The sequence below is a fragment of the Candidatus Bathyarchaeota archaeon genome (assembly GCA_026014465.1).
GTDB lineage: Archaea > Thermoproteota > Bathyarchaeia > Bathyarchaeales > Bathycorpusculaceae > JADGNF01.
Map to the genome: position 1 here is coordinate 505,334 of JAOZID010000010.1, position 11,987 is coordinate 517,320.

General features: G+C 47.7%; 10 protein-coding genes. 6 read left to right on the forward strand and 4 right to left on the reverse strand.

Annotated elements, in window-relative coordinates:
* Positions 1-118 precede the first annotated feature (118 nt).
* The 3 genes from NWF04_04755 (at position 119) to thiI (ending at position 5,699) form a co-directional block, all read left to right on the forward strand.
* Positions 119-2,452 (forward strand): hypothetical protein, encoded by a 2,334-nt coding sequence (locus tag NWF04_04755; protein MCW4005891.1) that lies wholly within the window; start codon positions 119-121, stop codon positions 2,450-2,452.
* 285 nt (positions 2,453-2,737) lie between these two features.
* The gene (locus NWF04_04760; GenBank protein MCW4005892.1) at positions 2,738-4,246 is read left to right on the forward strand and encodes a PAS domain S-box protein; all 1,509 of its coding nucleotides are present in this window, start codon (positions 2,738-2,740) and stop codon (positions 4,244-4,246) included.
* Positions 4,247-4,520: 274 nt separating this feature from the next.
* Positions 4,521-5,699: a tRNA 4-thiouridine(8) synthase ThiI gene (thiI, locus tag NWF04_04765; GenBank protein ID MCW4005893.1), complete on the forward strand. Its 1,179-nt coding sequence runs from the start codon at positions 4,521-4,523 to the stop codon at positions 5,697-5,699.
* A gap of 72 nt (positions 5,700-5,771) precedes the next feature.
* On the opposite strand, the gene NWF04_04770 is transcribed toward thiI, so the two are convergent.
* The gene (locus NWF04_04770; protein ID MCW4005894.1) at positions 5,772-6,041 is read right to left on the reverse strand and encodes a ribonucleoprotein; all 270 of its coding nucleotides are present in this window, start codon (positions 6,039-6,041) and stop codon (positions 5,772-5,774) included.
* 197 nt (positions 6,042-6,238) lie between these two features.
* Here NWF04_04770 and NWF04_04775 point away from each other — a divergent pair, with 197 nt between their 5' ends.
* Positions 6,239-7,156 (forward strand): ATP-binding cassette domain-containing protein, encoded by a 918-nt coding sequence (locus NWF04_04775; GenBank protein ID MCW4005895.1) that lies wholly within the window; start codon positions 6,239-6,241, stop codon positions 7,154-7,156.
* Positions 7,153-7,968, forward strand: coding sequence for an ABC transporter permease (locus NWF04_04780; GenBank protein MCW4005896.1), 816 nt, complete (start codon positions 7,153-7,155; stop codon positions 7,966-7,968). The genes NWF04_04775 and NWF04_04780 overlap by 4 nt, the downstream gene beginning before the upstream one ends.
* Before the next feature lie 41 nt (positions 7,969-8,009).
* Here NWF04_04780 and tuf read toward each other — a convergent pair whose 3' ends face one another.
* Positions 8,010-9,314: a translation elongation factor EF-1 subunit alpha gene (gene tuf / locus NWF04_04785; protein MCW4005897.1), complete on the reverse strand. Its 1,305-nt coding sequence runs from the start codon at positions 9,312-9,314 to the stop codon at positions 8,010-8,012.
* A 225-nt stretch (positions 9,315-9,539) separates the two neighbouring features.
* Here tuf and NWF04_04790 point away from each other — a divergent pair, with 225 nt between their 5' ends.
* On the forward strand, positions 9,540-10,718 hold the full coding sequence (locus NWF04_04790; GenBank protein MCW4005898.1) for a 50S ribosome-binding GTPase: 1,179 nt from the start codon (positions 9,540-9,542) through the stop codon (positions 10,716-10,718).
* 65 nt (positions 10,719-10,783) lie between these two features.
* On the opposite strand, the gene NWF04_04795 is transcribed toward NWF04_04790, so the two are convergent.
* A complete protein-coding gene (locus tag NWF04_04795; GenBank protein ID MCW4005899.1) occupies positions 10,784-11,374 on the reverse strand; it encodes a 30S ribosomal protein S7 in 591 nt (196 codons plus the stop codon).
* 9 nt (positions 11,375-11,383) lie between these two features.
* Positions 11,384-11,824 (reverse strand): 30S ribosomal protein S12, encoded by a 441-nt coding sequence (locus NWF04_04800; GenBank protein ID MCW4005900.1) that lies wholly within the window; start codon positions 11,822-11,824, stop codon positions 11,384-11,386.
* Positions 11,825-11,987 lie beyond the last annotated feature (163 nt).

An 11,987-nucleotide genomic window follows, 5' to 3' on the forward strand; every position in this document is an offset into this window, starting at 1 on the left:
TTTTCATGGCAAAAGGTAAACTTGCTGTTAAACATTCCCGTACTGTCAGTGGGAATCACACATGCTGCTCGTTAAATTTGAGTGGGGTGGTTTGTGATGTGGAAGGGACAAAAGGGGCATGAATTCAACGTGCCTAGACGGCAAAACCAAACGACGCAAACAACTCATTCTCGCAGCCATTTTGTTAGTGTCGTTTTCCAGTTTAATGCTTGAAATCCTAATAACCCGCATCTACTCAACAGTCATCTGGTACCACTACGCATTCATAGCCGTCTCCGTCGCCATGCTCGGCTTAGGCTTTGGAGGCGTCTTCTCACACTTCCTAGGCAAAAAACGCGAATTCCTCGACATAGCCACCGCCGCCACCCTCATCTTCTCAATATCCATACCCGCAATCCTCTACACCATCCTACGGTTCCCCATATCCATGTACGCCCTATACGTTTTCTACGCCGTATCTGTAATCCCGTTCTTCTTTTGCGGAGTCTGCATCTCGGCAGTTTTCCAAAGCCAAAGCAAAACCGTGTATTCTCTATATTTTGCGGATATGATTGGGGCAAGTTTGGGTTGCTTTTTGGTTGAGCCTGTTTTGGGGCCTTTGAGTGCGGGAACTGCCGTGTTAGTCGTGGGCGTCATAGTGGCGGTTGGGGGATTGTTTTTTGCTTTTGCTGCAAACAAACGCAAATTGATTGCGTTGGGGTTTGTGGTTTTGGTGGCGTCGTCGTTTATGGCGGCAAGCAACGCGGAGAATTCGTGGATACGCGCAGAACCTAACACGGCTAAATCGTTGTACCGCACCCTTGAAGACCCCGCGTTATTCAACGCTTACACGGACTGGAACTCTTTTTCCCGCGTTGACGTCGTGGCAGGTTACCCCGTGACAAGCCCCATAGCAGCCAGCATATTCATAGACGCAGATGCAGGAACCAACGTTTACCGCTTCAACGGCTCCCTCAACGACGCCGAGTTTCTCAGGAACATGATATACTACACGCCCTACAACGTGGTGGATGACCCGTTGCATACGCTGGTTATCGGTTCAGGCGGAGGCGGCGACGTGTTGATGGCATTGCAGGGAGGCAGCGACTTAGTAACAGCCGTCGAGATTAACCCAATTGTGATTCAGGTCGTGAAAGATTTGGGTGCAAAAGCGGGGAACATTTACAGTTATGATGATGGGTTAGCGCCGTATGATGACGTTAACGAAGTTATTGATGATGGCAGGAGCTACATTAGCCGCACTGAAGAAGAATTTGACGTTATTGTTTTGACTATGGTGGATTCTTGGGCGGCTTTGTCTTCGGGCGGTTATGCGTTGGCGGAGAATTACTTGTACACAGAGGAGGCTTTCCAGCAGTACTATGACCACTTAACCGACAGAGGCATTCTGAGCATAACACGGTTTATCAAGGAAGTCCCCAAACTCGTAACCACCGCCACGGAGTTGCTCCTCTCGCGGGGCGTCGCACCAGAGGACGTGAGCAAGTATATTTCGGTGACAACTTGGGAGTACGAACCCGGAAGAGTCGCCGCCCTATTCATGCTAAAGAAGACGCCCTTCACCGTGGAGCAAGCCCAAAACGTGCAAGTCAACACCCTCGCGTTAGGCGACAACCACGAAGTCGTAACCCTTGCCCACGTAAGCACCCAAGAACCCTACACACAACTATTCAACGGAGACATCACCTTAGAAGAGTTCTACGAAAACTCTGAGAGCCAAATTCGCCCCGCCACCGACGACAACCCTTACTTCTTCTCTTTTGAAAAAGGCATCCCTGAAAGCCTCCAGCCACTTGTCATAGCCGCCGCAGCCGCAGCCATAGCCGTCTCAGCAGCCCCGCTCATACGCAAACGCCAAGACACCAAAACCAAAGAAATTTTGCCGTTTGTCTTATACTTTGGCGCGCTAGGCATTGGGTACATGCTAGTCGAGATTGCACTGCTCCAGAAATTCATCTTGTTCTTGGGGTACCCGACTAGAACGCTTTCAGTTATCCTCTTCACGCTGCTGCTATCCACGGGCATTGGCAGTTTTGTGGGCAGGTTCATAAAACCTGTGAACTGGCTAAAAACCGTCATGATTGCAAGCGCCACCGTCATAGCGTTGACTACCGTGTATTCGGTTGCTTTGAATCCGCTGCTTGCCATGTGGCTGCCCCTTGACGCGGTTGTTCGAAGCGCCATAACCATCCTGCTAATCTTCCCGTTGGGCTTCTTCATGGGCATGCCCTTCCCCACAGGCATAAGCCTAATCAGCCACTCCGACACCAAAATCAGCATCCCCTGGATGTGGGCAATAAACGGCGTCATGTCCGTCTTAGGCTCAGTTTTAGCAACGGCAATAGGCATCACCGCAGGACTCTCCATCTCCCTCATAGCAGCCCTCACATGCTACCTCACCGTCTTCCTCATCAGCCTTAAATGGCAAAAAACCAACATCCAACCCGTATAAACAACAAACTTATACAAACTGATTTAAGGGACTACCCAGGTGAAGCGAATCTGCTTTTCTGCGTTGAAGGTTAAGTGTGGGACGGCTTGGGAAAAAGGGTTAGGTCCGCGTCGGATTGGTGGGTTTCTTGAAAATGAAAGTCAAAGGCGTTATCGGGTTCTTTTTGAGTTTTATACGGTTTAATCCGTTTAATTCCGTCTTTAACTCTTAATTTCATATACAAATTTCAAGTTAACAATGCTCTTATTTTAAGAACAGATAAAGTCAAGAAGAAAGGTATCGAAGATGGCAGCTAAAGCGTGTAGCATAGAGTATTATCAATCATTTGAATCATTGTTAGAAGCCATCCCTATTCCAGCAGTTATAATTGACTTAACTGGCAAAGTTGTCGCCGTCAATGAATTAGCAGAAAGGTACACTAGCTACAAAAAAGAAGAGATACTTGGAAGGACTATTCTTGAACAACTTTTTCTTGACAGAGAAGAAAAAACCCGTTTAATAGAGAATTTCAAAAAAAGATTACAAGGAAAAAACATTCCTCCATACGAGACACAATTTAAGCTAAAGAACGGCGAAATCAGGTTTACCGAAATCACAGCAAAAATAATCGTACATGAAAATGCAATCTTTGATTTGGCACTTTTCACCAATATCACTGAGCGCAAAAAAGCGATACAAGAATTAGCTGACAGCAAGCACCATATAGAAAACATGTTTAACTTAATGTACACAGGGGTCGTTGTCATAGATGCTGCCAGCCACCAAATTGTTGACGCAAATAAAATGGCGTTGCAGATAATTGGCGCCAGTAAAGAGGCAGTGTTAGGAAAAGAGTGCCACAACTTTATTTGTCCCACACAAAAGGGAAAGTGCCCAATAACAGATTGCGGGTTAGAAGTAGACAGCCAAGAAAGAATAATCTTGACGGCAAATGGGAAAAGGGTTCCAATTTTAAAAAGTGTAGTTAAGGCTAAGATAAAAGAGAAGCTTTTGCTAGTGGAAAGTTTTGTTGACATATCTGACCGTAAAAAGTTGGAAGAGCTTACGGTGAAGGCGGAGAGGCTTTCTTCGATAAGTGACTTAAGCAGACAACTGGGGCATGACTTACGTAACCCTTTGGCTGCCATCAAAAACTGTGCGTATTTTCTGGAGAAAAAGGGCGACACAATTGATGCTGAGCAAAGAGAAGACATCTTGAAGACGATTAACCTTGCCATTGACGATGCGGACAGGATTGTAACAAGCCTCATTGAGTATTCGGGCGAGGTGGTGCTGCATCCAAAACAGTGTACACCAAAAACGCTAATTCAAAATGCCCTGTCAAAGCTAAAAGTCCCACAAACCGTACGCATACAAGACAAAACCCGTAACGAACCCACTTTACTACTTGACGCCCAAAAGATAGAAAAGGTCTTTTTGAACATTCTTCAAAACTCCATCCAAGCAATCCCCCAAAAAGGAACAATTTGGGTCAACAGCAAAGTTGAGGGCACAAATATCCAATTCACTTTTAAAGACCAAGGAGTCGGCATACCTGAAGAACTCCAAAGAAGGCTTTTTTCTCCGCTAATTACAACCAAAGCAAAAGGCATGGGCATGGGATTAGCAATATCCAAAAGAATTGTAGATGCCCACAAAGGCAAAATCAGCTTTAAAAGCGCAGTTGGAAAAGGCACAACCTTCTCAGTAACACTACCGTGCGCCTACAACAGAAACAGCGGCGTAGAAAACGTAAAGAAAACAAGTCCAAAGACAAGTTTCACTGCCGTTGAGATACCAATCTACCAAAAGTAAAACCACAATCACCCAAACACACTACGCAGCAGTCTTCAGCATAAGCTCAAAAGGCAAAAAACCAACGCCTAACCCTAACCCCCCGCTTTTCACCAACCTATTTGCCGCCTATTTGGTTCCAAATTTTAATTGTATGCAGAAACGATAGGGGGAGGGGGTCTATGTGCTTGCTGGTTTTGGGTCGGGTACTGCCAGCAGTTGCCGTATTGGTTGGGAGGCATAACTGTTAAATCGGCTGTTGTGGTTCAGGTTTCTTAAAATTGTGAAGTAGGTTTTGGTTACGCAGCCCGATACGATTATTGTTCGCTTTAGTGGCGAGATTGGCATTAAAAGTGAGTGGACGAGGCGTGTTTATGAGAAGCAGACCCTGCAGAACCTCAAGTTGGCGTTGAAAGCGCAGGACCTCAAACCCAAGGCTGTTGTTCGTATGCGCGGCAGGATCTACCTGAAGACTTCTGAGCCTGAAAAGACTGCGGAGGCGTTGAGCCGCGTATTTGGCATAACCAGCATATCCCCCGCCGTGCAAACCACCGCAGACCTTGAAGATATTACCGCGACTGCCATAGAAGCCGCCCAAGAAGCCATGCCCAAAGGCAGCACGTTTGCAGTTCGATGCCACCGCGTCGGTACCCACCCGTACAGCAGCATCCAAGTCTGCCAGATTCTGGGCGAGAAAATCCTTGACAGCTTGGAAGAGCGCAGTCTCAAGGTGAATTTGACTGACCCGCAGGTTACGTTGACTGTTGAGGTGCGTGAGCAGGAAGCTTTTGTTTATGCACAGACGGTTCAGGGCGCGGGGGGTTTTCCGTTGGGGACTCAGGGCAAGAATGTTTGTTTGCTTAGCGGCGGCATTGACTCTCCTGTAGCGTGTTGGTTGGTTATGAAACGCGGCAGCCCAACGGTTCCAGTGTACATAGATAATGAACCCTACACGGATGCACAGTCGCGCGAGAAAGCCGTAGACGCCGCCCGCAAACTCCAAGACCACGCAATTGGCTACCTAAGCAAAATCCTCATAGTTCCAAACGGCGAAAACATGAAAGCCATACACCAAACGGGGGACAGGTACACGTGTCTTTTGTGTAAGCGTCTTATGTACCGCATCGCCCAAGAAATCGCAACGCAAGAAAACGCTGTGGGCATTGTTACGGGGGAAGCTATCGGAGAGCAAGCTAGCCAGACCATGCAAAACCTCTACGTTATAGACCAAGCCGCAACCCTCTACCCTATCCATCGCCCCTTGCTGGGTTTTGACAAAAACCAAACCGAAGCCGTAGCCAAAAAAATCGGCACCTACCCCGTATCCACAAGAAAAGATGCGGGATGCAACGCTGTTCCAAGCAAACCCTCTACCCAAGCCAAACTTGAAGCAGTCCAAGAAGCCGAAGCAAAACTAGACATAAACAGCATGGTCAAAACTGCAGTGCAAAACACAAAAACCATCCAGCTATAACACGCAAACCTAAAACGTAGAAAAGCAGAGCCACCGCTTATGCGGGTGGAAACTTAGAAGTAGAAGAAGGGATTAGTGGTGGATGGTGCTTAGGACAATGTAGAGCACGTTGTTTCCACGCAAAAGCACGTTACCATAGTTAGTGAGCATCTGTTCATCTTTGAATTCAGTTGCGCCTTCCAACAAGATATTCATGTGTCCGTCAACGCGTATCATTTTCCCTTTATATTCACATCCGTTTTTCAGAACTACCTCGATGTTACCGTGAAGCTGCTTGATGAGTACATTTAACGGTTTTTTGCTGGGTTCCATTACAGCACCGTGGTCCATTGGATTATTCATAACCACAAACCCCTTGCGGAATATAAAAGTTTTATGAAACAAAAAAAAGACAAGACCCACTCAAGGGGCAAAACATTTCGAATCCATCAGGTTTTGGGGGACGTTTTCTGCAGGTTTTTGCTGGCTGAAAGGTTTATAGCGTTGGGTTTTGAGAGTTAAGCTGTTATTGTGCACGGCAGGGTTTGTGTGGACAGCGTATGGTTTCTGAAGTTCTCATCAAAGCTGAAGGCTTAACGAAGCGGTTTAAGGAGTTCACAGCGGTTGACGGCATAGATTTTGAGGTCTACAAGGGCGAATGCGTAGGGTTTTTGGGTCCAAACGGCGCAGGCAAAACCACCACGGTAAGCATGATTTACTGTTTTTCGCCCGTAACCCAAGGCAGGTTGACGGTGGCGGGGTTGGATGTTTCGTTGCAGGCGCGGCAGATAAAGAGCATGATAGGTGTTGCGCCCCAAGAGGACAACTTGGACCCTGACTTTAGCGTCTTAAAGAACCTGCAGGTTTACGCCCGCTATTTTGATATGCCAAAGCAGCAAGCTACCCAACACGCCATGGAACTGCTAAAGTTCTTTGCTTTAGACGAAAAACAAGACGCTAACATCATGGAGCTCTCAGGCGGCATGAAACGACGCCTCATCATAGCCCGCGCATTAATCAACCAACCCAAAATCCTGATTCTAGATGAACCCACCACAGGATTAGACCCGCAGGGCAGGCACACGGTTTGGGATGAAATCCGCAGCCTACGCAAACAAGGTGTGACCATAATCTTAACCACGCATTACATGGAAGAAGCCGCGGCGTTGTGCGACCGCATCTTGATAATGGATAACGGCAAAATAATCCAGACAGGCGCACCTAAAGAGCTCATCAAAAAGTATGCTGGGGAAGATGTTGTGGAGATGTCCTACAGTCCTGAAACGTTAAAGGCTCTCAAGGAAGAGTTGCCTGACGCGGAGATGGAGGTTTATGGAGAGCAAATCCACGTGTATCTTCGAGAACACAGAGTTTTTGAGCGCATAGTCAAGAAATTTCCAGGGCAGCATATGTCCATTCGTAATGCTAACCTTGAAGATGTCTTCCTTAAAACCACAGGCAGGAAACTACGAGAATGACAAATCAGGCAGTGAACCCCAAGTTCAGGTTAACGTATCGCGTGTGGAAGGTCTGGCGGCGAAACTTTGATGTGTTCATGAAAACGTGGCAAACCAATTTCTTGCCGTCATTGCTTGAGCCGATTTTGTATCTACTTGCTTTCGGGTTTGGCTTAGGCACTTTTGTAAACGTTATCGAGGGCACATCATACATTCAGTGGATTGCCCCAGGATTGGTTGCAATTACAGTTATGTACGGCGCATTTTTCGAGTGCACGTATGCTTCGTTTGTACGCATGTACTTCCAACGCACCTTCAACGCAATTATTGCCACCCCCATCAGTGTAGAGGAAGTCATTGCAGGCGAAATCCTATGGGGCGCCACACGCGCAACCATAAACGCCACCATCGTTTTGGGAGTAATTGCGGCTTTCGGGTTGATTTCCAGCCCATGGGTTTTCTGCATGATCCCGGTTGCGTTTGTTGCGGGACTGCTTTTCTCAGCCATGGGAATGTGCTTCACCGCCATAGCACCCAGCATCGACTTCTTCAACTACCCTATCTTCCTTTTCATAACCCCCATGTTCCTAATCAGCAACACCTTCATCCCGCTATCAACACTTCCAGAAGCCATCCAAACCATAGCCCTTGCCACACTACCCCTAACGCACATAGCGAACCTGTCACGCATACTCATAATCGGAGAAATAACCACGCTAGGCGGACTATCACCCCAAATAATAATCATCTTAGCCGCAGCATGGACAACCGTAGTAACAATTGCACTTTTTGCGCTAAGCATCTATTTGATGAAAAAACGGTTAATCCGCTAAAACAAATCAACAAAAAAAGAAAACAAAAAGGAAGGAAAGGTTTACGGACCTTTCTTGGTGATTTCTTTGATGACGCCTGCAGCGACGGTGGTGCCCATGTCTCGGACGGCGAAGCGACCAAGTTCTGGGAATTCAAGGTATGTTTCGACAGCGATGGGGCGTAGGGGTTCCATTCTTACGATAGCAACATCACCAGTCTTGATGAAGCTGGGGTTTTCTTCTGTGACTTGACCAGAGCGGGGGTCAATCTTCTTTAGCAGTTGTGTAAAGCGGCATGCGATTTGTCCTGTGTGGTAGTGAAGTACGGGGGTGTATCCTGCGGCGATTGCTGTTGGGTGGTGGATAACGATGACTTGTCCGATGAATTCTTTGGCTACGGTTGGTGGGTTGTCAACTGGACCTGCGACGTCTCCGCGGTGTACGTCGTTTTTGGCGATGCCTCGAACGCTCATGCCGATGTTGTCTCCGGGTTCAGCTACGGGAACAGAGGTGTGGTGCATTTCCATGGATTTGACTTCTGCTTTCTTGTTGCTGGGCATGAAGACGACGCTTGTGCCTGGTTTGAGGACACCAGTTTCGACTCTGCCTACGGGAACAGTACCAATACCAGTGATGGTGTAGACGTCTTGTACTGGGACACGCAGGGGTTTGTTGGTTGGTTTTGGTGGAAGTTCTAGTGCGTCAAGTGCTTCAAGAAGGGTTGGACCTGTGTACCAGGGCATCTTGTCGCTTCGTTTGACAAGGTTTTCGCCTGTCCAGCCTGAAACGGGAACACAGTTGAGTTTGTCAACTTTGTAACCGACCATCTTGAGCATGCGGGTAACTTCGTTCTTGATTTCGTCGTACCTTTCTTGGCTGTAGTTAACCGAGATGTCGTCCATCTTGTTGATTGCAACGACTGCTTGGCGTACACCCAAGGTGAAGGACAAGAAGGCGTGTTCACGGGTTTGACCGCCTGGGCCAATGCCTGCTTCGAATTCGCCTTTCTTTGCAGAACAGAAGAGAACACATGCGTCTGCTTGGCTTGCGCCTGTAATCATGTTCTTTACGAAGTCCCTGTGTCCGGGGGCGTCAATGACGGTGTAGTTGTATTTCTTTGATTGGAACTGCAGGAACCTAAGGTCAATGGTTACACCTCGTTCTCGTTCTTCCTTTAGGTTGTCAAGAACCCAGGCGAACTTGAAGGTGCCTTTACCCATCTTTTCTGCTTCGTCTTGGTATGATTTGATAATACGCTCGTCAATTGCGCCTGCCTCATAGAGCAAGTGTCCAGTGGTAGTTGATTTTCCGTGGTCAACGTGCCCCATGATGATAAGGTTAATGTGGGGTTTATCGCTTTTGCTCATCTCAATTCATCCCTATTTTAATCTATTTTTCCTTAAATTTTAGTGATTTCGCTTAACACATCAGTTCATCCAATTATTTTAACTTTGTCGTACCCTACACGATGTTTACCACAAACAGCCAACCCAACCAGCCACAACAATTCACACTCCAAAACAGCCAGCTTACGCCCCAAGACCAGAAATTGTATTAAAGCCGTGTTTGCTGTATGTATGGCTGAAGCGTGTATGCCGGCAAATTTACCTCCTGAAGCAAAGGACAAATGGGCTGAGGTAGAAGCAACCAATGACCCAAGAAAGAAACTGCAGAAGTATCAGGAATTCTTAGCTGCGGTTCCCCAGCACAAGGGCACCCTCAAGCTTCGAGGGCAAGTCAAGAAGAAAATGGCAATTATCCGCAAGGACCTTGACGACAAGAAAAAGAAGGGCACTGGAAAAAGCAGTGGACCCAAGATTTTTGTGGAAAAAGGAGGCGCCGCACAAGTTGCCTTGCTGGGCATGACAAACGTTGGAAAAAGCAGTTTACTCTCAGCTTTGACAAACGCAAAAGTACCTGTTTCACCTGTGCCGTTTACGTCTCATGAACCCGTCCCCAGCATCATGACCTACGAGGACATCCAGTTCCAGATTGTAGAAGCCCCCGCCGTTATGGAGGGTTCCGCAGAGGGCAAAGTATGGGGCATGGCAACGATAGGGTCAGCTCGAAACGCAGATGGCATAATTTTAATGGTTGACCTTGCAGATAACCCTGTGCAGCAGCTCAAACTGCTCAGAGAAGAGCTTGAAAAAGCCCGCATACTCCTTAGCAGACCCAAAGGACGCGTAGAAATCGACCGCCGCCACACAGGCGTATCACTACGCATCATCTTGGTGGGCAAACTCATCGACACCACCATGAAAGAAGTTGAAGAACTCCTACGCAGCTATCGAATAAACGACGCCATCGTAAGAATCAGCGGCGAAGTCACCCTAGAAGAAGTCGAAGACTCCATTTTTGAGAGCACCATCTACAAACCCGCTCTAATCATAGCTAACAAGCTGGATTTGCCAAACGCCCAAGCAAACCTAAAACAACTACAAACCCAAGCAGCAGGCAAAATCCCAATCATAGCCATATCCGCCCAAAAACAAACAGGCCTAGACCAAGTCGGAGAAGCATTATTCAAAACCATGGGCATAATACGCATCTACACCAAAGAACCCGGAGCCAAAGAACCCAGCAAAAACCCCTTCACCCTCAAAAAAGGCTCCACCCTACACGACCTAGCCAAGAACATCCACGGCGAATTCGTCAAAGACTTTGCCTTCGCCCGCGTCTGGGCAAAACGTTTACCTTTTAGCCCCCAAAAAGCAGGTTTAACCTTCGTTTTAGACGACGGCGACATCGTGGAACTGCACACGAAATAGCCACAAAACTCTTTTTGAAAACAAAACTGCTGTAAAATAAAATAGAAGTAAAGAAGAGGGCGCGTTTATCTGGATGATTGCGCGACTCGTTCGATTTCGTTTCTTTTTGCTACGCCTGCGCTCTTGATGTCGTTGTTGGAGGCTAGGATTAGTTCGTCGGCTATGCATTCTTCGATGGAGCGGGGGTTTTTGGCTGCTGATGCGCGTGCGCCTACGGTTATGTGGCGTATGGCAAGGTCGATTCTGCGTTGGGGTGCAACGTCGACGGATAAGTGGTAGACGACTCCACCGTAGCTGATGCGTGTGGTGTCTTCGCAGGGTGCGCTGTTTTCTACGGCGCGGACTAGGATTTCAACGGGGTTTTTGCCTGTGCGTAAGTGTATGATTTCAAAAGCTTGTTTGACGATGTTTGCGGCTTTGGCTTTTTTGCCTGCGTTTTTGCCTGGGCGCATGAGGTTGTTGATTAGGCGTTCGACGATGTTGACGTTTGCTTTGCGGAATCTTTGGTGTTCGTGCCTGCCCATGCTGTGGGGGGCAACCATTGGGATTAGGGTCATGTAACGTTGTAGACCAAAGTCGGTGACTTCGATTTCTTTGAAGCTCCATTTCTGGAAGAGCTTAATTTCGTTGTCTACAGCTTGTGATGTTGTACTCATAACTTTTTATCACCTTGCGGGTTTTTGTTTCCTGCCGTAAACCATTTCGTTTAGGCTTACGCCGTTGACCATAACAACTTTCCAGCGTACACCGGGAATGTCACCCATGGCGCCTCCGCGGGTTCCGCCGATGCCTTCGACGGTTACTTCGTCGTGTTCATCTATGACGTTGAGGGCGCCGTCTCCGGGTAGGAAAGCGCTGATGACACGTCCGTTCTTGATAAGTTGTGTCCGGACACATTTGCGGATGGCACTGTTTGGCTGTTTTGATTCGACACCGACTTTTTCTAGTACGATGCCGCGTGATTGTGGTGCTCCCTGCATAGGGTCTACTTTTTCGTCGAGCATAAGCATGCGACGGTTGTAGTAGCGGTCGCTCCAACGGAAGTTCTTCCGTTTGTTTTGGAGTTTGCGAGCGGCGAATTCGCCTCTTGGAGACTTTGAACCCATTCGATCTATCCTCTTTGCACAGTTAGAATTCCAACACTCATATTTAAACCAGACGAACCAAAAAACACAACTACAGCGTATTCACCAAAAAAACAGCCCCAAAACTAACAAGCAACAACTCAAGAGGCACCCAACCCAAAACCCGTTCTGCGAAAAGCGTTAT